This window comes from Nostoc sp. FACHB-888 (assembly GCF_014696655.1).
Taxonomy (GTDB): domain Bacteria; phylum Cyanobacteriota; class Cyanobacteriia; order Cyanobacteriales; family Nostocaceae; genus Nostoc.
The window spans coordinates 1-26467 of sequence record NZ_JACJQM010000076.1 but is presented as its reverse complement, the minus strand read 5'-3'; the positions used below and the strand labels follow the sequence as shown (position 1 = coordinate 26467).

The window sequence follows — 26467 nt, the reverse complement described above, 5'->3', positions numbered from 1 at the left end:
CAACAGATTTTCATCAACGACGAATCTTGCCCTTCTCTTAATGAAATCCGTAGCCAAGTCCGCCGAATTTCATCCCATTACGGTGGTGTTGGACTTGTCATCATTGACTACTTACAACTTATGGCTCTTGATACTGATTCACGGGTGAACATGGCTCAACGAGTCGGTGAAATCAGCCGGGGATTAAAAAGATTAGCCAAAGATTTGGATGTGCCTGTACTGGCTTTGTCCCAACTCAACCGCGAAGTTGAACACCGTAACGATAAACGCCCTGTACTAAGTGATTTAAAAGACAGTGGTGCTGTTGAGCAAGACAGTGATGTTGTGATCATGCTTTACCGCGAAGAAATGTACAACCCCGATACCCCAGATCGTGGCATTGCTGAGTTAGTTGTTCGCAAGCAACGTAATGGCCCCACTGGTACAGTCAAGCTTTTATTTGACCATCAGTTTACCAGATTCAAGAATTTATCTCGTGGTCGTAGTTTTTAAGGCTTTACTGGAGGATAAACTAATGAACCAATTTATTGAAGTAGGTCAATACTGACTGCGAGGACTGAGGAAAGGGGAAGGTAGGGCCCCACGAAGTAAAGGATTTGCTGGCAATACTCTCAAGTGTGCTAAAGACCTCAATCGTGGCGCTGTGGGTATCGAAATCACATCATCAGCACAAATGTTATGAAAGCAATCACAGTTCGTCAGCCTTGGGCATGGGCAATTATTTTTGCTCTAAAGGATATTGAAAACCGTGGCTGGCCTATTCATTATCGCGGCGACATTCTGATTCACGCTGCAAAAACTTGTACCAAAAAAGAGTACCAGGTAGCGAGAGAATTTTGTCAAAGCATGGGGGTAGTAATCCCAGAATTAATCTCTCTACGTCGCGGACAAATCATCGGTATTGTCACAATAGTAGATTGCAAGTTTTCACAAATTGCATCTGGCTGGGGGATGGCTGAACAGTACCACTGGGAATTGGCGAATCCACGAGAAGTTACACCAATTCCTTACATCGGCCAACTGGGGATTTTTGAAGTGCCAGATGAACTGGTCAGGAGTGCGATCGCCTCATGAAAGCAGTCCTTTCGCTTTTTTCCGGCATCGGCGGACTCTGCCACCACGGAATATCAGCCGCAGGTCTATCCCACAAATTTCGAGTCCAGCAATTTGTCGAAATCTCTCCTTATTCTCAATCACAATTGCGCCATGAACAACCAGGAATTCCAATCCACGCAGATATTACCAACTACCGTTGCCACCAAGGACAGTTCGACATTTTGTGCGGGGGGTTCCCTTATAACAACAACAGTTTTGTATTACACAATATAGAAAAACAACAACAATTAGCCTAGTTATTCATGGTAAAGTTACTTTAGTAAAATTTCCACGAAGTAGAAAATGATAAGGCTAGAAAGAGCAATTGATCCTCAAACAGAGGAAAGATTTTGCTGCATATTTGACACAGAAGTTTGCTTACCAGTAGAACCAATCCAGCGATACTTAAACTACTGCCGTAAGCGTCAACTAGCAGCTAACACAGTTAATACTTATGCTTGCCGATTATTAGATTTTTGGCAATGGCTGGAATACAAATCTCTTAATTGGCAAGATGTAGGACTTGAAGAACTGGCTGATTTTGTCAACTGGTATCTCCTTGGTGGCGAAGTAGAGGTCATCTCTGAAGAAGTACGTGAAATAGTTTCCAAACGTAGCCCAAGAACAGTCAATCAAGCAGTTACAGCTATACAAGGACTCTATGAATTCTACATTGGAGTAAATAAGATTGACGAAGAAAAACCTTTTACCAAATTGGTTCATGGACGGAGCAAACGAGGTGACTTTTTACAAGGCATAGTTAAAAGCACGCCAGAAAAACGCAAACGGATTAAGGTAAAAGAGCCAAAAATCTTCCCTGGTTGCTTGACCGACGAACAAGTAAGTCAACTAGCTAATGCCTGTTACAGCTATAGAGACAGGCTAATAGTAATGCTGCTGAGAGAAACGGGAATGCGGAGGGGAGAACTATTGGGTTTACATTTGATAGACGTACAGGACTTTGATATCAGAGGAAGAATTAGAGTTACAAGGCGGGACAATAATCCCAATGGAGCAATAGCCAAAGGCACAGAAAGAGAAATACCCATCCTTAATAACAGAAAAGAAGTCCAAGAAACATTTCAAGCTTATCTACTAGAAGAATATCCCTTAGAAGCAGAAAAACTCCGACATGGGATGCTGTTCGTTAATTTGGATGGCAAGTACGTTGGAAAACCTATGACCAGTGTACGGGTAAATAATCTATTTTATCAACTAAAAGATAGAACAGGAATTGGGGCACATCCTCATTTATTCAGGCATACTTTTGCTACTAGGATGCTCCAAGCTGGTTATGCCGATCATTATATACAGCAACTATTAGGGCATAGTTCAATTGCGACTACTAAAAATATTTATTTTCATGTATTGAATCAAATGAGTCTAAATACTTATTTTGAAGCAGAGGAGCAAGAATAATTATGTTACCTTTGGAAATATTGCAGGAAAAGATAATCAATTCGGAATTCGGACAAAAAGGGCTAGATACCACTTTATTAGAAAAAGATATTTGGGCAGCTAAAGAACTTGGTTATAGCGAAGAATCTAAAATCCATTCCATTATAAATATTTATTTTGATAAGTTTTCGTTATCATGGTTAAAGTTGCTAACAAAATTAACAGCTTTAGCTACTGTTATAGCAAAATACTCACTGGATACTATTCGTCACCGAGTTCGTCACTTAAAACAATTAGATGAGTTTTTGGTATCTAAAGGTTATATTAAACCAGAAGATTTAAATGAGCATATATTGCGAGAATTTGTAGCTCAAAAATCCACAAAACATCGTCAAAATAATATAGCTTATGCAGTAAAGTTATGGGCAGAAGAAGGATGGCTAAAATTAATCTATACTCCAACTAAAATTAAACTAAAACCTCCTAAAATCGAGACTATTCCAGAAGAAGTCCTGTATCAAATTTATAATAAATTTGATCTTCTTCCATCGCCACTAGAAAGGCTATTTAGGCTACAGCTAGTTTTGGGATGTCGTATAGGAGAAATGATCCTGATGCCTCGCCAATGTCTCAAACAGGAAGGAGAAAATTGGTTTATACTACGTTGGATAGGAAAACGTCAATGCTGGCGTTTCTATCAAATTCATCATTTGGTAGCTGAATTAGTTCAAGAGCAACAAAAATTTTTAGATATCACATTTGGTGCTGATTTCGACTTTGATAAGTTGTTTTGTGAAGTCTATGTTAAAACTGGCGCTGGTAATGGAGCATTTAGGGTAGATCAAGTCTATGAACCCGAGATTTTAAGTAATCGCAAACTTTTATTTTGGTTAAAAGCTTTTAGTAAAGAAGCAGACCTTAAAGATAAGCATGGTAATCAGTTTTATCTTACTAGCCATCATTTCCGCCGTACTAAGGCTAGCATCATGGCTTATTGCGAAGCAGAAGATGAATATATTGCTGCGGTTTTAGGTCATGCTTCCTTGAATATGTTGCCACATTATCGTAAGCGTTCTTTAGAACAATTGGAGAAAGATGCTAATTCTAAAAGTTACGTCGATAAGTATGGTCAAATTAGTAGCTTTAAACCGAAAAAACGCAGATATGAGAAATTAGCCGAAATCCTCAAAGTCAGTACTCCATTAGGAGAATGTCATCGTCCAACTATGTTAGGTGATTGCCAGTCTCGTTATGCTTGCCTGAGTTGCGATTATCATCGAGTAACTTTAGAAGACAAGAATATATTGGAAGCTGATTATGCAAAATTACAAGAAGATTTACAACAAGCAAAAACAGCAGGACAAGAAAGAAGAGTTACTGAAATTAATCGATTATTAGGCTTACAAAAAATTAGGTTAGAAGGATTAGAAGAACTAGAAAGCTTGAAAAAAAGGATACATCAATAATGGCTAAAAAAAATCATCCTATTGTTTCTCTTCACGCTACATTGCATAGTCAGTTAGAAGTAGATTGGTCAAAAGAATATAAATGCGAGTTTATTTGTCCACATTGCCAGGAAAACTATCTAAATAAAGTTGAGATAAAAGAAGGTTCAATGTGTAAAGTTAGGTTGAGATGTTATAAGTGTAATAAGTACATCTCTCTTACTTGCCAAGTTTCTGTTCACATTTGTAAATATCATCCTGATATAGAATGCCCTAATCCTATCTGTACTCAGAGGGGACATAATGGACAAAAAGGATGGATTTATAAAAGTCACAGTGGTCGTGAAATGTTCCGATGTTATTTCTGTAGAATTCGCTTTAAATCTAATTCAAAACTTGAATGTGCTTGGGTTAATAAAGTAACAAAATCAAATATACCACCTTTTTGTTTTGAGAATGATATATGGGATTTAAGAAACTTTTTCAATATAAATTATTCAAGATCAATCAGTTTTACAGATATTTATCCTCAATGGTATCGTGTAGAAGCTAAAAAATATTTACAATATTTGCTTAAAATAAAAGTATATTCTTCGCCATCTGGAATTCTACAAACTTTAGCAAGTATAAGGAAATTTGGACGAGTTATAGAAAGTAATAGAATAGAGCGAAGTATCGATATTAATCGTGAAGCGATACGAAGCTTTTTAAATGAGTGCAAAACTCTAGATGGCAAAACTATCAATCATAAACTGAGCTGTCTAAAAGGGTTTTTTGACTGGTTAAAACTTGATGCATCAAATTTAATTCGTAGCCGTGATTATTTCAAAGAAACAAAAAATGATCCTGACTGGTTAGATGAAGTAACACGCACAGCTATTGAAAATCACCTATCTAAAATTCCTGCACCTATCGCTCGTAATTATTTAGTACAGCAGTATACTGCTGCTCGTCCAGGAGATATTTGTCAACTAAATTTTGATTGTTTAGTAAAAGAAAATGGAAAATGGTATATCAAATTTTATCAACATAAAAGTAAGCGATGGCATCAAATACCTGCTAATCGTGAAATAAGACAAATAATCGAAGAGCAACAGAAATGGATAAGGGAAACATTGGGATTACAGTATCAATATTTATTTTGTCATTTTATTAATTTAAGGCTTCAATCTTATCCTACATTTAGTACTATGATGCCTCTACCTAAAATACCCAGCATGAATGCAGACGAAAATGCAATGACACGTATTATTCGATTACTTATAGAAAGAGAAGATATCCATGATGCCAATGGACAAAAACCTCATTTTACAGGTAAAATTACTCGCCATAATAGATTACAAGAAATCCGGGCAAAACATGGCATTGAAGCTGCTAAACTTTATGCTGACCATGTTAAAGTTGATACAACTTTCCAAAACTATACACCTCCCACTAGAGAAGAAGTGGCAGAGGTGGATCTACCTTTTCAAGAATTGTTAATAAATTCTAATAATAAGTTTCTTCCTTGGCAATCGCTACCCGAAACCTTGCTTACAAACCCTAACGCCCATGAACTAGACCTCGAAATTGCTCCACGTCTAGTAGTTTATGGATACTGTTCACTTGACCCAAAAACGCCCTGTCCTGTTAATCTTTACCCCAAATGCTATAGCTGTTCTAGTTTTCGTCCTAGCACTGGTAAATTACCTCTCTACGAACGCCAGTATGAAGGAGAACAACAAAGACGAACTGAAGCAGAACTAGCAGGTGCAGAATTAGCAAAAGAAGAAGCTAAAGCCACTATCGAGGCGATGGATAAATGGCTACCAGAACTAAAAAATTTAGCAAATGGTTAAAAATCATAATCGCGATAAACAGGCTGAAGTTCTGCGTCGTACTCAAGCTCAAAGAAAAGAACAAAAAAAAGACCAAGTATTAAAAGCGATTCAAGAAATACTTACTCAAAAACAGCCCTTGACATTTGCGAATATTGCCAATGTTGCTGGCTGTTCTATTTCTTATCTATACAAATGGAATGAGATTAAGGCATATATCCACGACATTCAACATGAAAAGGAGACTCAATTAAATCCCTTAGAAGAGAAAGATCCAGGGCCCCACAGTCTTAAAACCCTACATGAAGTTGCCAGACAAAGAATTAGAGAACTGGAAGCGGAAATTAAGGAACTTAAGCGCCAGAATGAAAAGCTCAGAGGTCATGTCGCAGAAATCTATGAACTCAGAGATGACTGTAATCGCCTTCGCTCACAGTCACGAGAGAAAGATTCTACTAACTCATCAACAGAGATAGTTTCTTTAAAAATAAATCAGTCTGATACAAGTGCCTCTACAAATGATATACCTAGATCCAGTGAAGTTCATGCTGCTGATATTCAACCCGAAGACTCCGATATCTTTCAACTAATTAACGAAATGGGGATTAAGGTAACTTCAAAACTAAAACAGGAAATAAATAGTCGTGAGTATTATAAAGTTAAGTTATCAATTGAAGCTTTTCAGGAGTATCGTAGTAAAACTGATATAGAGAATCCTGCTGCTTGCCTACTAACAATGATACGTGACGAAGCAAAGCCTAATATTCCCGAAAAATCCACACCTCAACCATCAAATCAATCTTCAGCAGTTATGAACAATAATCAAAAAAAATTAATTTCTCAGGATAAGCTCAAACAACTTAGCCACTTATTTAACAAAAAGAATGAAGAATAAGTTAAAAGACCAATAGCCATCCATAAAATGATATGGTGCGAGACAGGTAAGAAATTCAGTTTCGCCATCTTTGCCGAGAGCAATTGGTGCAGAAATTATGGAATGTTTAGGAAAGAACCCAACTACTCCTAAAGATGTTTTGGATCTGGGAGACCCCAAAGTTTTATCAATGAATGTCAAGCAAGCTACAAATTATTGGCATTTTATTATAGCGAATAAACATATTATAAATGTCTAATAGTAATCAATTTTTAGGAAACGTCGAAGCAGAAGAAGCTATATTGGGGGGTATCTTACTCGATCCCAATGCTATCAGTGTAGTTGCTGATATTCTTCCTGTAGAAGCTTTTTGTACTCATAGTAATCAACAAATTTATAGAGCAGCTTTAGAGCTATATCAAAATGATAAACAAACAGATTTGATAGCTGTTTCTACTTGGCTATTAGACCATAAATTATTAGAAAAAGTAGGTGGTAATAATAAATTATGTCAACTTCTGACTCGTACAGTATCAGCCATAAATATAGACCATTATGCTGTATTAGTATTGGATAAATATCAACGTCGTCAATTAGTAATGATAGGACATAGGATAGTAGATTTAGGATGTGACACTAGCATCGAGTTAGAACAGGTACTTGAGCAATCTGAACAACAACTATTTAATATTACAACTAACAAGAAAGCTAAATTTCAACCTAAACCCATTAATGAGTGTTTAGCTAATATCTTGAATAAGATAGAGCAAGGTTCATCTCCTGCTTATCCTACGGGTTTAGCAGACTTAGATGCTCTCATTGGTGGCTTAATTAAACAAGACTTAATTGTGGTTGCTGCTAGACCATCTATTGGTAAAAGTTGGTTCGGCTGTTATCTGGCTAATTATATTGCAAGCAGTATTCAGAAGCCAGTATTATTCTTTAGTGCAGAGATGTCTGAGGAACAACTGACTAAAAGATTTCTCTCTATGCACACAGGCATTGATTCCCAAAGGCTCATGCACAATCAAATTTATGAGGAAGAATACGATTCTCTAATAAAAGGTTTATCTAATCTAGCTGAACTGCCTATTATCATTGATGATACTCCTGCGGGTGAATTAACTCCCACTAAAATTCGTTCTGCACTTCGTAGAATAGAATCTGAAAGAGGAGAGTTAGGATTAGTAGTATTAGACTACATTCAAAAGCTTGGAGATAGAGCAGCAGGAAATCGAGCGCAAGCCATTGGTAAATATTGTGGTGCTTGTAAGGATATTGCTAAAACCTTTAATGTCCCATTTGTAGTTCTAGCTCAAATCAATCGTGGTGTAGAAAATCAAAGTAATAAACGTCCTACTATGGCTGATATTAAGGACTCTGGCGATATTGAACAGGATATGGATGTAGGGCTGCTTCTTTATCGAGATGAATATTATGATTCTAATACCCCAGACAAAGGTGTAATGGAGATTAGCGTAGCAAAGAATCGAAATGGTGCTACTGGAGTTTGTAAAGTGCTTTTTGATGGTAGCATCGGAGAAATTCGTAATATAACAGTTTGATTTAAAATAAATAATTCACTTAAATTACCTGTGTTAATACCTTATAACTTAAATCATTTGCTGAATTAAAAAATCCTGGGTGGGTTATTGCGTGAGAAATATTGCAGGAGTATGCTAGCTAAACTGTTAGCCAGTACTTTCAGTTGGAACGAAACTCAGGGTTTGCTCAATTGATTTTAGCGCTGATTGAATATCTACATTTAGCGCATCTGCCTCAACTTTAATTACAGATACACCCTTCCCAATTTCTGTCAGGGATTTTTTTATAGTTCTGATTCGTCCTAAAGCTGTGCGGATTTGCTGAATCTGTTGTTCAACAGCAGTAACATCCAGTTCGGATTCAAAGGTACGCAATTTATTTAACCTTTGCTGGATCACCAAAAAGCGGATAGCAATAATTAAAAATGGATGGGTTGTAGCGATCCAATAACCTGACTCAGAAACTCCCTCTGCCCAATCACCGATTTCCTGCGCTAATCCCTCACGCGAATAACTTAAAAAAATTGCTGAGTTTGCAGAACGCCGCAGCATTGCTGACTGTAAATGTTGAGTGATTGCTTGGCGACCAAAAGGCTTTGAGGGCCGTTTCCTAGCTTCAATCACTATTGACAGTTCAATTACAGCTAACGATTTACTGGTGAACTTTAGGAGAATATCGCCAGTGTCTCCATCACGACCAATATGCTCCACCTCTACTCCACTCAACTTTGCCCAATTTCGCAGTTCGACAACCACTAACTCTTCATAGTTGATGCCTTTTGCAGTTGTCTGCTCAAGTACTTGTTGTGTCACCTGTTGATCTCGAATTTCTCTGGTCAGTTTTTCCACTTGTTCGGTTAATGGTTTGACAGACTCAGAAACCACATCTTTAACTGCCGCAGCCAGAGTACCATTTTCCTTAGTGGCATTTATTAAAGCTGTTTTAAATGCGCCTTGAATGGAATCAGAGCGTTTAGCATCTAAGAGTTGACGTAATGAATTCAAAAAGCGGCCGACAACAGAAGTTTCTCTAGCGGGGTCTATTTCCTGTGTAAGCAAAGTGCTGACGCTATTGAGTTTTTCAGTAAGGATGGCTGAAGTCAGATTAATTTGATTTTGTAGTGGAGCTAATAATTGACCATTCTCTGTCCCTACTTGATTAATTAATTCCTGCTGGAAAGACTCTGCAATTACCTTGACTGCCTGCTGAAACTCCACCAACAAGGATTCCATCTGCTGCTTAATTAATTCGTTGCCATGACGAGTTTGAGCAGTTTGCAAGCAAAGAAATCCTAACTCAAAAGCATCCCGGCAAATATCCTCGTATTCTGACTGGGGAAATTGTTGTAAGTAGCTGATGGCATTTTTGAGAGGAATTGCCATGCGATGAATCAAGACATGGCTTTGAGTCAATTCAATACTGGAGGGCAGGTAATAGGAATCATTAGTCGAGCGGTTCATGGAACAGTGGGTAGGCTGGTGACGATAAATTGCACCCTACTACCTATTTTTTATGTCAGTCAAGGTGATGAAGAAAAGTTTTGTCAATTTGCAAAAACTGAAGGATTAATTCGGGTGTTGAGGATTATGCCAATGTTCTAACAGAGGATTAATTACTTCGGCATTGGCGAAAAGAAAATCAGCCACAGCCATAATTCTTTGGTAAGGTAATCCAGCTTCTCGGCGGCTGGCTTGTCCACCTAACCAGTGATAAGCCGTAGATTTAGAGATGGCACAGATTTTTGCTAATTCTTCGTAACCCAATCCCCAACGATAGCTAAAATCTTGGGGGGACATAAACATTTGGTTGTGCAGTTCTAACAACTGCTGATGTTGTTGAGCTTCAGACATGATTGCCTTGAAGCCCTTCCAAGGATGAGTTATCCAGGGGTTCAATATCTTCCTCGAAAGCGAAATCACAAATGCAAATTTCACGAGAGGGACTGCGCTCATCTAAAAGAACCAAGTAATGTAAGCCCGTGGCAATGCAACTGGCTTGTTGGGTATAGATTACTCCAATGACGCGGCCAAAGTCACAGTTGGGTACTTGAAACCATCGCACCCATTCACCGAGATGAAATTTCTGCTGAGGTAATTCGCTGGGAATAACCTCTGGCATAGCTACTGGAGGTATTTGAGGAAAAATATTAGGCATAAAAATCTACTTAGTTGCAGATTAACCAAGAACAGGAAAGACCAAAAATAATTCCGTTTTGTAAACGGAAATTTTCCAGCATGGTGAACAATAGTTACCCATGCCAAGCTTAAAATCTCACCTGTTTTTCTTTGATCAGCAAACTAAACCCTCTCAGCTTGATTGCAAGTCAATACCAGAGTTGCTTGTTATGATCAATCATATTTTACTCGCTTTTGATGGTAAACTCTGTCTATGTACATGGAAATTTATGATTTATTTGTGTTTTTTGTAGGGTGCTACTGCTGATACCTGTTCTAAAAGCTCTGTAATCGCCGGCTGAATATCCTCTAGTTTGATGGCTATAAGGTTAATGGTATGAGCGACTTCGAGAATTTGTAGCACTGTATCAGGTCGTTTCTCAAATTGAGAACCCCAGTTCTTATCGATTGTTTGGTACGAATAAACCCCAAAGGTTGCTTCTGTGAGCGTTCGCACGCACGCGGCTCTATACCCTCTTTTTTCTGGCTTTGGGCTTTTAACGTACAAACGGCAGTATTCCAGTGGTTCCATTGACGGTTTATTCTGATTACGTCAACTAATGATTTTGTCGCCTGTAGTACCGTAAATAATACCCATCCATTATGGTAATACTCTAAACTAATTTTCCTCCTCTTAAAGTGACCGAAGAAAAGTAAATTAGATAATAGTTGAGCCTGGTATTTCTGTGACTGGTGGTTCTCCCCAAGTTTCAATTTGGTTAAACGTGTGTCGGCTGAGGGGATAAAACCGCACGCTGTCTTCTGAAACTTTCACTTGTCTATGGAGTCTTTTTCGCAGTTCATTATATTTATTTTGGTCAAGAACACATTCAAATACTGAATATTGCACTCGTTGACCATATCCTTCTAATAAATCAGATACTTTTTTGCGTCTTTTATCGCAAGGTATGTCATATACTATTACGTAAAATAGCATTCAACGAATTTCATAAGGCTTATAGAGTTTACTAGGCTGATAAACGAATTCTTTAAAAGATTTAATTTGCTGTGTCATTAAATCCCAACGAGGTTGTTTTTCTGCCTGAGAATTTTGTACTTCTTCTGACAAGCGTTGTAAGAAATATTTAATATATTTTGGGCGACCAGAGTTATTCAGATAGCAACCTCCATCATGATATTCAAAATCTTTTTGAGTATCCATGACTTTGCTATTGATTAACCAAAGTACCAAAGAATCAATAATTGGGGCACGAAATTCTTCAATTAAATCGGAAGCAAGAGCAGCATGACGTTCTGTACCTTGATGTAGACAAGCATAGTAAGGGTCTAATCCCTGAAGTTCAATTAGTGTCAACAAATGATTCCACAGGATTTGGTAGCCAAAACTCAGCATGGCGTTCACTGGATTTCCTGGAGGACGGCGGCTACGCGCTAAAAATACAAAATCGGGATTATTCAAACATTCACCAAAGGCTGAAAAATATTGCGCTGCACCAGCCCCTTCTAATCCCATCAATCGCTCTATCGTTTCAGCTTCTCCTGATTTTTGCGCCAAAACCTCTAAACTTTTGATGGCAATCTCAGCCGTTTCGGACGGGTTACGCCGTTGTTGTCTCTGTAAAAAAGTACGACTATTTTTCAGTTTGGCTTGGACAATTTTTCTAGCTGCTAACAAGCGCTCAATTGCTGTTAATTGTTGCTGATAACGAGATAATTGACGATATCCCCGTTCAATTGGCATGAGCCGACCATAGCAGTATCCCATTCGGGATAGGTAGGCGATGGGGATATCTCGCCATAAACAAGTACGAATCGCTTGGGTAGTGATTTGAGATTTACCAAATATTAGTATTTGTTCCAGCAATGGTAATTGTACTTCGCCGTGAATAGTTTCTCCTTGTTTGATAATTAGGGTTTCGGCTTTGAGGCTTATATAACAACCTTGTCGGGAGACGTAGAGTGTCCGCATAAAATTTCAATATATTAATGGGAAACAAGTAAAATATTATTAGTTACTTTTTACTTTCTTTAGCCAGTTCTAATTTTTGGGAAATGGTTTCGGCTAGCAGAGTTTTAATTTGGGATGGTTGCAAAAAATTCACTACAGCATCACCTGCTGTAGCGTTCACAAAGCTGGCGACGGTAATCAAGATTGTATTGATGATTACTGCTGCTAGCCCTAAAGGTGCAATTAACAGGATAATTAGTGTAATAGAGCCGTTGAGTAAGGCGACACCAAGGTTGCGGATTAATGCAGCGCGGGAAGAGATATACATAAATATAATGTTTGATGGTTGTGTCTGTTTACTCTATACCTTAAAAGTAGGGACTAGTTTGAGATCCTGCTAGTGGTTTCATGCGAATGACAAATTTACTAAGTTTTTTACTTTCGGTGCGGCGGGGTCGGCAAAACTTGGAAATGCCTATGTTCTCGTTGACCCGGCCGATGTACTCCTGTATAAGGATTTCAGGGTTTTTATATTTACTTGTAAAGGTAAAAATTTCTCTACTCACCGACCCCGTCGCAAATGGCATCTGGACATCAGACACCATAAGAGTTTAAATAGGAGGGGTCGCTTCTCCAATGAGAAGTGGAATTAATGGAAACGGGTCGCCGACCGCGGCGAGAACCGCGAAGCGGGGTCGCTTCTCCAATGAGAAGTGGAATTAATGGAAACTCCATAAAACTTTTTATTAAAACCTGGGAACTAAACTTGTCGCTTCTCCAATGAGAAGTGGAATTAATGGAAACCGGATAGATAATAAAGCGTCATCTACGTGCATTTTCAAGGTCGCTTCTCCAATGAGAAGTGGAATTAATGGAAACTAAAGTGTCTGTCTCACGACGGTCACAGTACGTATTGTCGCTTCTCCAATGAGAAGTGGAATTAATGGAAACACTCTCCAGCGATGGCGGAGATCATCCAGTCTGTGATGGCTGAAAGCGTCGCTTCTCCAATGAGAAGTGGAATTAATGGAAACCACTACACTCGGAACGCTACGCTTTAAGAGAGACAGTCGCTTCTCCAATGAGAAGTGGAATTAATGGAAACTACCTCTAAACTGCCATGCTACGTCCTCAGCAGAGAACAGTCGCTTCTCCAATGAGAAGTGGAATTAATGGAAATGCAAAAGGTCGGAATGTTTATATTCCGACCTTTTGAAAGCTTCTGAAAGATATTTGATTATTTATTGCGATTTATAAACGGCTAAAATCGCTTCACCAATTCCCTTAATCTTAGCTACCAATTTCTCTGGCTGCACTACCTTAACATTACCACCAAAACCAACAATCCACCGCAGAAACTCCACATCATCCAAGTACCATGTAGGCAGTACCACCCGAAAGCGATTGGGAAACCGTTTATTTGTGGTTTTCTTCAGGCAGAAAATTGACTTAGGTAACATTAATCTTCCGCCCTCTACAGGTGGAGACATCTTCATTTGTTTTGCAGGGAATCTCTTAGTTCCTTCCGTAATAAACCGGAATATAGCATCATTAAACCACAGTTCTACTGTCACACAAGCCTGAGAACGTTCTTGTTTATCGTGGCTGAGAAACTGACGTTGGTCACTCGCACTATACCCCAAAAAAATCCCTGCGCTAGCAGCAGAAAGCTTTTGTAATTTCTGTAATGATTTTTCTTGTTCGTGTTTAGAACGAAATCTTCCTTGAAATTGACCTACAAACAATCTATCCAAACGCTCAAACCGGAACAGTCCTGGATACTCTCCACCTTCACACTCAAAACCTAAATACCACGCTTGGTTAGAAAACACGATTTGCAATGGAAATGCTAAAAAAAAACTTTCTTCATCAAGAAGAAACTTACCACCGCCAGAAAAGCGATTTAATTCCAGTAATTGTCCTTTAGCTATTGCCTCTTCCAATTGCTCTAAATTCTTAGAAAGAGCATCGGTTGGTAAAAACTCTGGGTCAATCATATTGCGATTAGCAATCGCCCGTACCGGATATACGTTACTTACCCCTAACTTACTTTTTACCATCCGCGTGGCAAATGTTTCATAAATCTCCAATGCTACAGGATCATCAAGGCTTTTAGCCTGAGACTGGAGAACATCAAAGACTTTGGTTAATTCATGTATTGATAAAATCGCTGTCCCTGCAAAGTAGCCATCTCTCAAGGGAAATTCTGGTAATATTTTATAAGGCTTGAGAACCTTTTCTATGTCTTTGCGGACAGTATCTAAACCATCGCTATCGATAATCCCATTTTCCTTGAGTGCAGACACGAGCGTTTGCAGGCTTCCCTTCCCTGTCTCTTGCAAAAATGGGTGGTGGAGAATCAAGCGAATAATTTGTATCAACCTCCGAAAGCTGTCGCAGTCAGAATAAGCATGAGTTACAAAAGTCGATAGAGTAATGGAATGAGCAGGTGGTAATGTAATGCCAGAAGAAGAGGCAATACTATTGGCTCCAATCAGGGAATTTTGTTGTAGCCAGTTTAAGTCAAATTCAATGGCATTTTTATTAGCGTAAATCGTACCGCACAATTTACCTATGAAGGCGGTAACTTCCTCTAAAGAACTAGCAAACAGAGGAACATTACCCAAAACGCTTTCCAGCAAACTGGGGTGAGTAGTTTGCAAATTCCCAATTCCTGGATAGCGAATAATGAGAGAAATTAAATGCATTAAGCGCTCAAAGTCCAGCAGCTTACTGTAACCGTGTAAATTAATGTGGCGATTACGATTAGCGCGATTGGTAAGGGTACGAGGAAGCTGTTGGATTTGGGTTAGAATTTGTTGAATGTCGAACTTGGGGGAGGTGACATCAAGCTCTTTTACAGATGCAAATCCCTCTGCTGCTACTGGGGGAAAGTCTTGCAGAGATTTGTGCATATTCTCAATGATCATGTCTGGAACTTGGCGAGTGCGCTGTTGGTTCCAAGCTTTGCAAGTTGCCAAAGGAGTTTGCAAATACCACCCCATCCACAGAACCTCTTCTCCATGCTGTCCAAGGGAAGCAACAGATGAATTTAGCTTCATGAGCAAATCCATCCGCCATACACGCTTGGCATTGGTAGCGTCATAAATTACGGAATCACCTTGAGCTATTGCATCAACAATCTCAGAGATAACTTTTTCCTTTACCTCTGCCCACTCACCCTGGATACTTGGATCGCCGTAGAGTTGTTGGCGAATTGCGTCTGTGGAGACAACGCGGTAAGTTCCTAATTTTGCTAACTCGGCGGCGAAGGTGGATTTTCCACTACCGGGGACACCAATCAGGAACTGACAAATGAGAGGGATAGACATGAGTTTACCTTTTAACTCAAACCATTAAGCATCCAAAGTCTGAATAACCCAATTTTTTACTTCCGAGTAAATGTAGTATTCTTGATTCTCGGCTACATATTTATGTCTGTATTCATTTCGGACAATTTCCAAATCATTACTAAGAATCGCCTCCATGTTTCTTACAATTAACTTTGGATGACAAATATCAGAGTTATACTTGCTTTCTTGGTTAAATAATTCTTCCATTCGCTGTTTAGAAACTCCTTTGCCATCGTGGATTATAGAGTTACGTTGTTTACACCAAAAATCCAGGCTTTTTAGTAACATGAGAATTTTACCCCAATCCTGGATTATTTTATAAATGTTATTTGATTTTATTTGGTTATCTATGAAATCACGTTTGTCAAATCGATTATCTAAACGGGAGAAACCTGAATAACAATTTAGATTATTAGCAATTTTTTCTAATACAGCTTCATAGAAAGAAGACATTCGAGATAGAAAATTAGCTACCTGATTTAATTTCCAATAAATACGACATTGAGTATATAAGTTCAAAACAATGTCATAATTATTAACTTCATTAACTAATTTAGAAGAAAGTTTCAATTGAGAATTATTCTGCAAAAAATTTTGTGAGTATTTAATATCTAGATTAAAGCAATTAATTCCGATATCTAAAGTTTTAATTATTCTAGAAATTATTTGATTGCTATTAGCTATATCATTAGTATCAACAACATGATGACTTATAAAAAACTTTAAAACTGTTTGCCACTCTCTCAAAATTTGAATAGAACCGTTAAAATCCCAATGATTTTCCTCTAGTAATAGCTTCACTGTCTGATATTTTTGAGTTCGGATATATCGCCAATAGGAAGTTAATCCACAATTAGAAAATTGACCTGCAAGAATTTTACTGATATCAAACTGCGGATCAATAAACATTAAACGTGATACAGAGGATGCAATAGCTTGCATTTTTAAAGCAGTCTGCATTTGAGGTGTACCGCCTTTAATGCTGACTAATACTATAGAATTACTATTAATGTTTTCTGTAAAAAAATCGTAGTAAAAACTGAGCAATTTGTCTGATTCTTTCGCTGTAACCCCAAAAGGAATTTCATTTGCTATTAATGTCAAATCATACTCGCGTTTAAACCAGTATTTTAGAATTTCAAACAGATAAACTGTATCCAGCTTATGTTGAGGATTTTGATTCGTAACAAACAAATGAATTTTATTAAGTTGAAAACTTTTTTGTGCATCTATAATTACACCTCCAATCCGACCAGGACGAATGCGGTGATGCCAGATGTCTGGTTTACTTAGGTACTTTTGTAGTAACCTTTGGCTAAAATCTACAAAAGATGATTCAACTTCTCCTACTTTTTCACCTGTAATATTAGAGGGAATTAATCTCATGTTTAACTCCTCATACAAAAATTCTGTGTAACTATTCCTATCTTTCCAGGCTCCTAGTTCTCCAGTAGTTAATTTTGAAATATCTTCATTTGGCTCGTTACGTTCAAAGATAGGTAAGCAATAGTCAAAATCATTACTCTTTATAGCCAAATCAGAAGTTCCGATATTCGCTAATAAAATTGCCATATTATTTGATTCCATTACTATTTGAATAAAATTGGACAGACTTGAATTGAATCTTTTGGTAAAGCCTCGATAAAGGCAGCACGAGCTTTATTATTTGAGCCGAAAATTGTTACTGTTTGGTAAGGTTGCCCAGAATCAGGAAAATTAGACTTAATTATCACAAAAGAGGGAATTCCTAATTTACCACCAACTTCAGCATTACCCTTCCCTTCACGATTCATCCCCTTATAATTTGGACTGCTATAAAGCAACTCTAAAGCTTTACCTCTAACTAATGCAGTGTTTCCTTCTTGTGACCAATCCTGAACACTTTTAGGATGCCTCATTTCTGAACTAGGCACTAAATAAATATATGTTTGATTATTAAAAACATCCTGATAACGATTATTGGGATTATCAAAATTGTCAGGAGAATCAGTTCTTTGGGAGCGTTTTAGAGGAGGAGAAATAGTAGAACGTTTAACCGGAGGAGCAACAATGGATTTATTCAAACTTGATGACTTACCAGTATCAGGTAAACTGTGAGGCTTTTTAACTACCGAGAATGCATTCAATACTTGTTGGATTAAATCTTGCCAAGCTTTCTGTTCACAAGGTAGTTTTCTCTCAGAAAGTTCCCAATAGCACCCTCGCATTCTGGGACTATTCCAATGCAGAGGCCGGCGTGAACCCCTACCTATACCTGCTATATGAGATGATAAGCGCAATAGATTTTCAATCAATATGAGGTGTTGTTGCTCTTTAGACTCTAAAAGAATTTTGCCTTTGTAAAAGTAGGGATTGCCACTTCCTCGTTTTTCTCCTTCTTCCCATTCCACCCCAATACGAATAGTTCCTTCTTGGCTTTTAGGGTCTATTGTTCCAAATAGAATTGCTTCAAATTCTTTGGATTCTGTGGGTGAATAAATACTAAGTGAGATCGCCCTAAACCAGTACCTTAACATCCCCCGCAGTGCCACAGGGCGAAACTCTGATTGTTGAGTATCGGCCCCATAAATTCCCTGCGTCCATAGCTGAAAATCATGGGATGATGAATATGTTAAACCAGCGCTTAAACCTGTTCTTCCATATCCCGCACTTACTCGTGAACCAATTCCTGCGGCTAAAGCTTTTTCTAGCCAATCCTTGACTTTTTGCACATCATCTAAATTCTTACCCCTACTAGTGCGACTTAACCCAATAACAAATTCAGGGTGTTTCATCGACAGCAAAGCATGAGGAACAGAGTTATACCTTACCTGTCCATTTTCCCAATGCCATTGAGGGTTAGCCATATCAACATTGAGAGAAGAGGCAGTGGGGAAAGCATCGAGAATCTGTACACACCCTATACCATCATCAAGAGTTCCTAACAGACGCTCTACCTCAGAAAAATTAGACTTATTCTGGAGCGCGATTGCTCTAATTGCACCTTTGAGGCTACTAGATGGGATGTAAGGCACACCGTACACTGGATGGAATACAGGCAATAACAATTCTCGAAATCCCCGCATTCCTCCGACACGCAGCCGCCAAGGAAACTGTACTGTGATGGTGTCATCGGCTAGTTTTCTAGTTTTCTCTGTGAGTTGTTGATATAGACTTTCACAAGTCTTATCAGCAATAACGGCTGCTTCTAGCGCACCTTGAACTAGTTCATTACCATTTTTGTCAAAGTCAAAGTTGATAAAGTTATTCAATTGTTGAAGCGGACTTTGAAGACTTTTTAGTTTACCCATTGCTGGTAACGAAGTTGAGCGTGAATTTGGCTGAATAATAGACTTTTTAGTTGAAGATTGCTGAATTTGTACAGGTGGTTCACCAACTACAATATTCAATCTTTTCTTTTGCCAGCCAATAGGGAGCTTTGCTTGAATTTTTGGGATTTTTCCCTGAGCTAATTTTTTATTGTCTTCATTAGGAATGTACAACTTGAGATAATCTCCATCTTCATCTATCCCACTATCTTTAAGGAGTTCGTAAAGGGGATTCTTATCTTTTTTAAGTTTTTCTAGAATAGCCTGCCATTGCTGTTGAGTATTGTAATTCATTACTCCTCCGGCTCCCCTAAAACAGCAGATGCCCAAAAAGACCATTCTCGTGCCAACTCAATCGCCAACCGATTAAGAGCGGTATATTCTTTGAGAGGCATATTTATTAAACTACCTTCATCATCAACATTAAAGTTATGACCACTAAAGCTTTTTAGCGAATAGAGGAACTTTTTATAAACCCTACCTTTGTATTTGGTATCTTCTGCTTTGCCATTTAAAAATTTTTTGGCATCTCCACTCAGTCGATGTAATCCCCAAGTAGATATATACGCTGTTAACCCTTGTACAAGACTACTAGCCTTTTTGTGATACTTATTATCTAACTCCTGTTCTATTGCAGTCAATGCTGCATAAGCTTCTTTACTAAACTTTCGAGAATCAAGTTTCATGGTGTATCTTCCTTATTAGGAATAATCGTTTTTAAATCAGCCCAGCCTCTACCTAATCCTTCTAAACCGCCAAATTGCAATTTTTCATTCAAGATTTGCGGTGTAGAAGTACGAATATTGACAGTTTTAGAAGTTTCTTTCGCTGGTTTCATGCCCCAAGGAAAGAACAGCACCGTTTCTGGAGGAATTGCTTCTTCTGAGCGAAAAGAGCCACCTTTAACAGTTTTAGATTTTTCTTCCAGTGCTACTCTTACTTCTCGCTGTAAGCCTGTTTCTACCAGTGCTATACAGTCTTCATCTGTCAAAATTACTAATTTCTCTGCTATCTGAGAAATGATTCCGCCTGCTGATGTTATGGGGAGAAGGAGCTTTGAAAGCGTTGTCACATCTATTTTCTCGATATCCGATTTACTCAGGAGTGCGGCTTGCAAGTAAAGTTTTTCGGAATTGAAGCTTACTCCTGCTGACTTTTGACCAGATAAAATCTGGCGACATTGTGTGATGAGTGGTTGCAGAGGTGCTTTATCTAGCCAACGGTTCCAACGTTCCAGCCACAAGGGACAAGTTATCCAAATTAAATGATGACTCACAGAGGCAATGGGGAAAAATAGGAGGGTTGCATCAGCAAACCAGACTTCTCCTTCAGTAGGTTGCTGACCATTTTCAATCTTGTGTCCAAAAAATATTTTGGCTTCTTCAGAATGTATGTGTTCTAATTCGGAGCGAATTTTACCTCGCAGAGATGAAGCAGGTAAATAGGGAAATTCTGTGTGAATTTCACGGGCAATACCCATCATATTGCCTTCGTTAGAACTGCCGCCAGTATGTAAAGGTGTTAACAGGTACATATAAGTTAGATAGTTAGTCATGTTCTTTGTCCCCATAAAAGTTTTCCGTAGTTAAGCTGTCGAAAGGTGGTAAGCCAATTCCCTCCCATCTCTGGTAACAAGTAATCAGCTTGCTGAAGAAGAATATTTTTAAACAGATATATTGTTCCTGGTGGCACAAATGCTCGTTGTGGAAGCAGGGCAAATTCTTTATCTTGTTCCTTGCGTTGGATAGTCGAGACACCACCCCATAAAAGAGGACGATCACTCACACATCCGTATAAATTATCTTGCCAGCTAGTTGGATACACTCCGTAAACTGCTACTTGTGCCTGTGCTAGTCCAGGAGTAAGCAAATAAGCAAAATTGGTTGCATCTTTTGGCTGTTCATAAGCTGCTAATTTATGCCACGGCTGAAAATCTGGCAGAAGTGAAACTAAAGCCCGATGCCCTTCGCCACCCAAGCGTACTACTGTTTGTTGTAACTTTGCACTCATCGCAGCGACTAAGCGCCATCCAGGATGTAAGCGTATCGCTACCTCGGTAAAATAACCTTCCTCATCCTTTACTTGTCTAGTGCCTGGCTGCATCTGAATGTGTGGTAAAATTTGTACACTCCAAGGATCTGCATGAAAATCTTGGGGATTTCTGAGGTTCTCTCCTTTGAGATACTCAATCAAGGCATTAAATGTAATCCAAGATTCAGGTTTACCACATATAAATTCATTATTTTTATCTATAGGTGGTGTCACCATTGGTTGCAGTGCATTAGAGTCAAAGCAAAAATGTTTCCATGCTTTTTCCCCTAAACAAGCCGGTTGCAAGTGTTCGGTTCTATTCCAATCATTCGTTTTTTCGTCTAAGTTATCCTCTGGTATATCCTCATTAATTGGCGACTTGGATTTAACTGCCAATAGATCCTTTGGTGTTCGCAACCATAGAGTATTATCCTTGTCTAGCAAAAACGGGCCTAAAAACTCTAAGTCGCGTTTCTTTTGCTCATATTGCTCTAAAGCCGACCTTAATGCTTGAAATGTGGTAATTGGCAATGGTGGAAATTGTCCTTTAGCCCAAGAACCTTCGCTGGGACTAAAAGGTTTTGCTTCTCTAAACAGCAATACATCTAACGGTTCAATAACATACCAATACATCAGTTATCCTCCTGAATATCAGGATTACCCCATTTTTGACGTTGCACCATTTTGTCTACCCAAAAGGCACTAAAGCGCAGTATATTTCCCAAATCTTCAGGTTGAGTACCTGTTTGGTTTCCATCCTCTAACTTCTTAATCCATTTATCCCAGTCATCGTTCTGCGGTTTTAAGCTTTTAACCCAATCTTCCCAATCATTTAGCCAAGTCTCTATATGAGAAAAACTTTCGAGTTTTTTACTTTCATCCCGCCGACTCATAATTACTTTCGCTGCCTTAGAAAATAGTTTGTAATTCTCAGTTACAGTAGCGCGGCGTGGCAATTCTTCGGCTAGTCGCAAAAGTAATGGACTCAGTTCTGATGATGGTGACTTAACTAACTCATACCAAGATTCTAATAATTTACCTTTCATCACGGCTTCTAGAGTATTTCCACCCCCATAAATCACCCGAAAACACAGACCATCTTTATTTGGCAGTTTTTTAGCTTGTTCTTTTTCTGCTGACCAAATATTTTCTAAAACTGTAGGTAAAGGGACACTTTTATGAGCAATTACAATGCCCATGCTCATTGTTGCTCTTGCACCCATTGTGAAGTGAGAACGATTGGGTATTCCTTCTAGATTTGATTTAGGAGTCCAGTAACCACCTTCACTTTCAAATTCATTAAATGGGTCTTTACCACTAGACCAAGCTGCTCGTAGCGATAGCAGATACTCAGGCAAGTCTTCTAAGGGCAGCACTGCCATAACATCATCGCCGCCACTGTAGATAACTTTGCCACAAAAACGCTTTTCAGTTAGATAAGGTACGAGGCGATTGGAAAAATCTAATAAAGCACGATTTAGTCCGACATGAGTTGCTGGCCCCATACGTTTTTTGGTATCGAGCAATTTTAACCATTTTTCATCATCTAAATTATTTTTATCTACTACTTCTTTAACGATATATTTGTCATATTTTTCTAGCTTTGCGCCGGAAACATACTTACCCATATTATCGCCATCAGCAAGAACAATTACCCACCAATCAGAAGGACTCCCATCACCAAAGCAGCTCTGTTTATGTGCTTCTTCTACTAAACTCCGTAAAGTCTCAATTTTTTTGTTGTCTTGCAAGCCCATATCTTCAGCTAGCCACTTGCTAGAAAACATGACACCATTGTAGTCTTTACCATCTCGATTCTCAGGGTTAATTTTTCTATCAGTTTTATAAATATAAAAGGGACGACCGCGAGTGCGGGAACAAAATTTTTGATGTTGCTTTGGTAAATTTTTCTGAATTAAACTATTGAGGTTATTCCAATAGCCCTGAACCTTAGTTGGATGATTATAAGCAAATCTGGCAGCAGCAATAGAACTTAAATTAGGAAAGCGAATCAAGTTTTCATAGTTTATTTGCTCTTTTATAAAAGTTTCCTTAATGCCCAAAGATTCTGCAACACCTCCATACTGCCAAGCCATACGTTTAGTTAGTTCAATGGCATTTAGTTTTTCAGAACCATTAAACAATCCTGGATATACTAGAGACATTAACTGCCAAAATAGACGCATTGACCCAGAAGATAATCCGCCACCTTCACGAAACTGTTCGTTATAAAGCAAGTTAGGGTGTATCGCACTAAACTGACCAGAAAGACTAGAACGTTCTCCTGGGGAAGCTGGTAAATTCCAAGTCCGAGTATTCTTAACTGATTGAATTAACTTGCCAAGACGGGACTGCACATTTCCCCACCAAGTTCCGACATTTAGGGATTGATAGACTTGTTTTTCAGCCTCTGTTGGGGTTTGGTGTTCAGGATGGGAAGGAGCAATCGCTTCTGCTGCTTCTATCCAATCAGTATTAAAATTATTATTTTCACCTTTAGAAGTTATCAACTCTTGCTCTGGATTGCCAAAAGGTACAGCAGTCCAGTAATTTTCCCAAGTGTTATTTATCTGAGCATTCCAAAGTTGATTCCATTCCCAACAACTATGCTGCTGCCATTTTTGTAAGTTTCTTTGGTTAGCATTTTCGTTTTCAATGAGGAATTCTTTAACTAAATCAGAATCTATATTTTCATCCAACCATTTTATCGTTCTAGTTTTGATGTCAGAGCATACTTTTTGAGCGATTGCCTGCCATTCTTTAGTCAATTGTGCGCTCAATTCTTTACCCAATGCCTCAGCCGCTTTTTTCCCTGGCACTAAAACTGTGATCACATTGGGAAACCCAGCTGTTGAAAGTGAAGTGGATCGAGAATTATTAAATCGGCTTACAGGATCTACCCTGCTAGAAGTATGCTCAAACTCTGCCTTCATATCTGGGTATTTCTTGACTATGAGAGCATCAATAATCTCCTGACTCCACAAAGAAGGAGTAATTACCGCATCTGGCCCATAAGTTTCAGCAACGTACCAACATAATTTGGCACTAAGATAATGTAGTAGATAAGAACCTGCCCAAAAATCCAAGAATTTTCGTGATGATTTAATAAACTCTTGCACTGGCGAAAAAGTGAATAGTAGCAAATAGGGATGTTCCGGTTTTTCTAAGTACTGATCTGAAGGGAACATAGCACCCACTAGTGCTGAAACCGTGCTTTTGTAACTATGAAGTGGAGAATCTGGGAGAATTCTGTGAGCCGGAATTAACAATGCTTCTGGTTTTTTACTTGCGAGTATCTCTGGATAAAACCGCCAAAACCACCAAAATACCTTTTTTATATCATCTGTTTCTCTAATTATCTGACTAAGTTCTACCTTTATATTTGTACTCCGATCATGTGCTGTGACCGTCTTACACTCTGCACTAATGGGATGACGCAATTGAAAAGCGCTATCACCAGATTGATCCTTTGGTTGTAGGTTCACTTGATCCGAGGAACCACTTATATCAGCAGCTTGTTTACCTATACAGCCCCACCAAAGCCGTAAATTATCTTCATGTGAATGTAAACATTGTAACTGCTCTATAATTTCAGATGCTTGAGTAACACTCGTTGGCTCTTGCAACAAAGCGTAAAGCTTGCGGTGATCGACGTTCATGCACTTGTATCTTAAGAGACTAACCTAGTGTAATCCACAAAAAATTTAAATCAAGTGGTTTTCATGCGAATGACAAATCTATAATATTTTTTATTCTCCTTGCGACGGGGTGAGCAAAAGCTGGAAATGCCTATTGTCTCGTTTACCCGGCCGATGTCCTGCTGTCTAAGGGTTTCAGCATTTTTATGTGTATGTAATATGGTTGAATTTAGCTATAGACATATACCCCGCCGCAAATGGCATCTGGACATCAGGCTGCGTAAGGAGTTAAATAAGAGGGGTCGCTTCTCCAACAAGAAGTGGAATTAATGGAAACAGCGTTGTACCGTCTCCTCCTAAGACCAATGCCAAGGTGTCGCTTCTCCAACAAGAAGTGGAATTAATGGAAACTACCGGTGGGTACGTCGTCGGATTCCTCCCCGCCGCCTACCGTCGCTTCTCCAACAAGAAGTGGAATTAATGGAAACTGCGGATTCAGATACTAAGTTCATTTTCCTGACTGTTTGAGTCGCTTCTCCAACAAGAAGTGGAATTAATGGAAACGTTTCAACTATATTTCCCCGGATGAAAAGGTTTAACTGTCGCTTCTCCAACAAGAAGTGGAATTAATGGAAACGAGCGATCGCTTCTCATGCTGCAAATATACAAGAGGTCGCTTCTCCAACAAGAAGTGGAATTAATGGAAACCTTTTCTTGACCTCTAAAAGGTAAACTTAAATTTACTGGTCGCTTCTCCAACAAGAAGTGGAATTAATGGAAACTGGAAAGTACCAATACTCGTAATTCCAGAAGCTTTGGTCGCTTCTCCAACAAGAAGTGGAATTAATGGAAACGGCAAAAGACTGCAACCTGTAGCTAATAATTTACGGGGTGCGAGTAGTCGCTTCTCCAACAAGAAGTGGAATTAATGGAAACATTTCAATGTTTACATGGTTCGATTTCTCTAATACAGGTCGCTTCTCCAACAAGAAGTGGAATTAATGGAAACTGCGCCAACTTGTGGATACCACTACTGATAGTGTCGCTTCTCCAACAAGAAGTGGAATTAATGGAAACGTAATCGAAACAGCGGAAATCGTCATACCGGACGAGTCGCTTCTCCAACAAGAAGTGGAATTAATGGAAACGCCCAGTTGTAAGCTGCTTTAATCTGTGACATAATATTATGTCGCTTCTCCAATGAGAAGTGGAATTAATGGAAACTTTCTGAATAGTACCAGTTTAGAAACAAATGGCGATCGGTCGCTTCTCTAATGAGAAGTGGAATTAATGGAAATATGAGTAGCAGTAAACAGCTTGTAACGTAGCTTTGAATGTCACTTCTCTAATGAGAAGTGGAATTAATGGAAATTTTGCCGCTAACTTTGAAACATGCGATTTCCCGCATCCGGGATGTCACTTCTCTAATGAGAAGTGGAATTAATGGAAATACATATTAGACAAACAAGAGAGCAAACAGACACAAGAGAGGTCACTTCTCTAATGAGAAGTGGAATTAATGGAAATACCAGTACTGGAACGACTGCAACCGTAACTACTACCTTGTCACTTCTCTAATGAGAAGTGGAATTAATGGAAATTAGATGGTCTCGATGCCGACCGCCCAGGCGGCAATCAGGTCACTTCTCTAATGAGAAGTGGAATTAATGGAAACTTGATTAGTAAGCGGGAGTCAGAATCTTGTTGATGATTTCAGGTCGCTTCTCCAATAAGAAGTGGAATTAATGGAAACACCATATTCTGAACCGACTTCATAAAGCATTGCAGTCGCTTCTCCAATGAGAAGTGGAATTAATGGAAACCCAAATATTTGAGCAGTTGTGAAAGTTTTAATGCGAGTCGCTTCTCCAATGAGAAGT

22 protein-coding genes and 2 CRISPR repeat arrays are annotated in these 26467 nt (G+C 38.7%); of the genes, 8 read left to right on the top strand and 14 right to left on the bottom strand.

Annotated elements, in window-relative coordinates; translation table 11 throughout:
- The 8 genes from H6G26_RS28695 to dnaB all read left to right on the top strand — a co-directional run.
- A partial coding sequence (locus H6G26_RS28695) for a DnaB-like helicase C-terminal domain-containing protein (protein WP_277883923.1) occupies positions 1-492 on the top strand: 492 nt, incomplete at its 5' end.
- A 186-nt stretch (positions 493-678) separates the two neighbouring features.
- On the top strand, positions 679-1074 hold the full coding sequence (locus H6G26_RS28690) for an ASCH domain-containing protein (protein ID WP_190733569.1): 396 nt from the start codon (positions 679-681) through the stop codon (positions 1072-1074).
- Complete coding sequence (locus tag H6G26_RS28685; RefSeq protein ID WP_242053933.1) at positions 1071-1352, top strand: DNA cytosine methyltransferase; 282 nt, start codon at positions 1071-1073, stop codon at positions 1350-1352. Before H6G26_RS28690 ends, H6G26_RS28685 begins: the two co-directional genes overlap by 4 nt.
- Before the next feature lie 46 nt (positions 1353-1398).
- On the top strand, positions 1399-2514 hold the full coding sequence (locus H6G26_RS28680) for a tyrosine-type recombinase/integrase (RefSeq protein WP_190733567.1): 1116 nt from the start codon (positions 1399-1401) through the stop codon (positions 2512-2514).
- 2 nt (positions 2515-2516) lie between these two features.
- Positions 2517-3959, top strand: coding sequence for a tyrosine-type recombinase/integrase (locus tag H6G26_RS28675; RefSeq protein WP_199327133.1), 1443 nt, complete (start codon positions 2517-2519; stop codon positions 3957-3959).
- Complete coding sequence (locus H6G26_RS28670; protein ID WP_190733565.1) at positions 3959-5776, top strand: site-specific integrase; 1818 nt, start codon at positions 3959-3961, stop codon at positions 5774-5776. Before H6G26_RS28675 ends, H6G26_RS28670 begins: the two co-directional genes overlap by 1 nt.
- Entirely contained in the window at positions 5769-6650 is an 882-nt protein-coding gene (locus H6G26_RS28665; protein ID WP_190733563.1) for a DUF6262 family protein, read from the top strand. The genes H6G26_RS28670 and H6G26_RS28665 overlap by 8 nt, the downstream gene beginning before the upstream one ends.
- 230 nt (positions 6651-6880) lie before the next feature.
- On the top strand, positions 6881-8194 hold the full coding sequence (dnaB, locus tag H6G26_RS28660; RefSeq protein ID WP_190733561.1) for a replicative DNA helicase: 1314 nt from the start codon (positions 6881-6883) through the stop codon (positions 8192-8194).
- A 126-nt stretch (positions 8195-8320) separates the two neighbouring features.
- Here the strand turns inward: dnaB and H6G26_RS28655 are convergent, their stop codons facing one another.
- From H6G26_RS28655 to cas10, 14 genes are all read right to left on the bottom strand, one after another.
- Complete coding sequence (locus tag H6G26_RS28655; protein ID WP_206757564.1) at positions 8321-9586, bottom strand: hypothetical protein; 1266 nt, start codon at positions 9584-9586, stop codon at positions 8321-8323.
- Positions 9587-9739: 153 nt separating this feature from the next.
- A complete protein-coding gene (locus H6G26_RS28650) occupies positions 9740-10024 on the bottom strand; it encodes a helix-turn-helix domain-containing protein (RefSeq protein WP_190733557.1) in 285 nt (94 codons plus the stop codon).
- Positions 10017-10328, bottom strand: coding sequence for a hypothetical protein (locus tag H6G26_RS28645; protein WP_190733555.1), 312 nt, complete (start codon positions 10326-10328; stop codon positions 10017-10019). Before H6G26_RS28645 ends, H6G26_RS28650 begins: the two co-directional genes overlap by 8 nt.
- A gap of 255 nt (positions 10329-10583) precedes the next feature.
- Entirely contained in the window at positions 10584-10880 is a 297-nt protein-coding gene (locus tag H6G26_RS28640) for a hypothetical protein (RefSeq protein ID WP_190733553.1), read from the bottom strand.
- A gap of 126 nt (positions 10881-11006) precedes the next feature.
- Positions 11007-11285, bottom strand: a complete 279-nt coding sequence (cas2, locus tag H6G26_RS28635; protein ID WP_190733551.1) for a CRISPR-associated endonuclease Cas2 — start codon at positions 11283-11285, stop codon at positions 11007-11009.
- On the bottom strand, positions 11286-12278 hold the full coding sequence (cas1, locus tag H6G26_RS28630) for a CRISPR-associated endonuclease Cas1 (RefSeq protein WP_190733549.1): 993 nt from the start codon (positions 12276-12278) through the stop codon (positions 11286-11288).
- A 43-nt stretch (positions 12279-12321) separates the two neighbouring features.
- The gene (gene csx18, locus H6G26_RS28625) at positions 12322-12585 is read right to left on the bottom strand and encodes a CRISPR-associated protein Csx18 (RefSeq protein WP_190733547.1); all 264 of its coding nucleotides are present in this window, start codon (positions 12583-12585) and stop codon (positions 12322-12324) included.
- Positions 12586-12881: 296 nt separating this feature from the next.
- Positions 12882-13437: a CRISPR direct-repeat array (repeat unit 36 nt; unit sequence GTCGCTTCTCCAATGAGAAGTGGAATTAATGGAAAC).
- 61 nt (positions 13438-13498) lie between these two features.
- Entirely contained in the window at positions 13499-15589 is a 2091-nt protein-coding gene (locus H6G26_RS28620) for a WYL domain-containing protein (RefSeq protein WP_190733545.1), read from the bottom strand.
- 24 nt (positions 15590-15613) lie between these two features.
- Entirely contained in the window at positions 15614-17182 is a 1569-nt protein-coding gene (locus H6G26_RS28615; RefSeq protein ID WP_190733543.1) for a hypothetical protein, read from the bottom strand.
- A 17-nt stretch (positions 17183-17199) separates the two neighbouring features.
- Complete coding sequence (locus H6G26_RS28610) at positions 17200-19212, bottom strand: RAMP superfamily CRISPR-associated protein (RefSeq protein WP_190733542.1); 2013 nt, start codon at positions 19210-19212, stop codon at positions 17200-17202.
- Positions 19212-19604: a hypothetical protein gene (locus H6G26_RS28605; protein ID WP_190733540.1), complete on the bottom strand. Its 393-nt coding sequence runs from the start codon at positions 19602-19604 to the stop codon at positions 19212-19214. The genes H6G26_RS28610 and H6G26_RS28605 overlap by 1 nt, the downstream gene beginning before the upstream one ends.
- Positions 19601-20473 (bottom strand): type III-B CRISPR module RAMP protein Cmr4, encoded by an 873-nt coding sequence (gene cmr4, locus H6G26_RS28600; protein ID WP_190733538.1) that lies wholly within the window; start codon positions 20471-20473, stop codon positions 19601-19603. Before cmr4 ends, H6G26_RS28605 begins: the two co-directional genes overlap by 4 nt.
- Positions 20470-21582 carry a type III-B CRISPR module-associated Cmr3 family protein gene (locus tag H6G26_RS28595; RefSeq protein WP_190733536.1) on the bottom strand — a complete coding sequence of 371 codons (1113 nt, stop codon included), beginning with the start codon at positions 21580-21582 and terminating at the stop codon, positions 20470-20472. Before H6G26_RS28595 ends, cmr4 begins: the two co-directional genes overlap by 4 nt.
- Positions 21582-24608: a type III-B CRISPR-associated protein Cas10/Cmr2 gene (gene cas10, locus H6G26_RS28590; protein ID WP_190733534.1), complete on the bottom strand. Its 3027-nt coding sequence runs from the start codon at positions 24606-24608 to the stop codon at positions 21582-21584. The genes H6G26_RS28595 and cas10 overlap by 1 nt, the downstream gene beginning before the upstream one ends.
- A 280-nt stretch (positions 24609-24888) precedes the next feature.
- Positions 24889-26409: a CRISPR direct-repeat array (repeat unit 31 nt; unit sequence CTTCTCCAACAAGAAGTGGAATTAATGGAAA).
- Positions 26410-26467 lie beyond the last annotated feature (58 nt).

Bases quoted from the DNA above. Each gene is read 5' to 3' on its own strand.
- H6G26_RS28595 (WP_190733536.1), bottom strand. From the start codon at position 21,582: ATGTATTGGTATGTTATTGAACCGTTAGATGTATTGCTGTTTAGAGAA.
- cas1 (WP_190733549.1), bottom strand. From the start codon at position 12,278: ATGCGGACACTCTACGTCTCCCGACAAGGTTGTTATATAAGCCTCAAA.
- H6G26_RS28645 (WP_190733555.1), bottom strand. From the start codon at position 10,328: ATGCCTAATATTTTTCCTCAAATACCTCCAGTAGCTATGCCAGAGGTT.
- cas10 (WP_190733534.1), bottom strand. From the start codon at position 24,608: ATGAACGTCGATCACCGCAAGCTTTACGCTTTGTTGCAAGAGCCAACG.
- csx18 (WP_190733547.1), bottom strand. From the start codon at position 12,585: ATGTATATCTCTTCCCGCGCTGCATTAATCCGCAACCTTGGTGTCGCC.
- H6G26_RS28650 (WP_190733557.1), bottom strand. From the start codon at position 10,024: ATGTCTGAAGCTCAACAACATCAGCAGTTGTTAGAACTGCACAACCAA.
- cas2 (WP_190733551.1), bottom strand. From the start codon at position 11,285: ATGCTATTTTACGTAATAGTATATGACATACCTTGCGATAAAAGACGC.
- H6G26_RS28685 (WP_242053933.1), top strand. From the start codon at position 1,071: ATGAAAGCAGTCCTTTCGCTTTTTTCCGGCATCGGCGGACTCTGCCAC.
- H6G26_RS28670 (WP_190733565.1), top strand. From the start codon at position 3,959: ATGGCTAAAAAAAATCATCCTATTGTTTCTCTTCACGCTACATTGCAT.
- cmr4 (WP_190733538.1), bottom strand. From the start codon at position 20,473: ATGACTAACTATCTAACTTATATGTACCTGTTAACACCTTTACATACT.
- H6G26_RS28690 (WP_190733569.1), top strand. From the start codon at position 679: ATGAAAGCAATCACAGTTCGTCAGCCTTGGGCATGGGCAATTATTTTT.
- H6G26_RS28615 (WP_190733543.1), bottom strand. From the start codon at position 17,182: ATGGCAATTTTATTAGCGAATATCGGAACTTCTGATTTGGCTATAAAG.
- H6G26_RS28675 (WP_199327133.1), top strand. From the start codon at position 2,517: ATGTTACCTTTGGAAATATTGCAGGAAAAGATAATCAATTCGGAATTC.
- H6G26_RS28620 (WP_190733545.1), bottom strand. From the start codon at position 15,589: ATGTCTATCCCTCTCATTTGTCAGTTCCTGATTGGTGTCCCCGGTAGT.
- dnaB (WP_190733561.1), top strand. From the start codon at position 6,881: ATGTCTAATAGTAATCAATTTTTAGGAAACGTCGAAGCAGAAGAAGCT.
- H6G26_RS28680 (WP_190733567.1), top strand. From the start codon at position 1,399: ATGATAAGGCTAGAAAGAGCAATTGATCCTCAAACAGAGGAAAGATTT.
- H6G26_RS28605 (WP_190733540.1), bottom strand. From the start codon at position 19,604: ATGAAACTTGATTCTCGAAAGTTTAGTAAAGAAGCTTATGCAGCATTG.
- H6G26_RS28610 (WP_190733542.1), bottom strand. From the start codon at position 19,212: ATGAATTACAATACTCAACAGCAATGGCAGGCTATTCTAGAAAAACTT.
- H6G26_RS28640 (WP_190733553.1), bottom strand. From the start codon at position 10,880: ATGGAACCACTGGAATACTGCCGTTTGTACGTTAAAAGCCCAAAGCCA.
- H6G26_RS28665 (WP_190733563.1), top strand. From the start codon at position 5,769: ATGGTTAAAAATCATAATCGCGATAAACAGGCTGAAGTTCTGCGTCGT.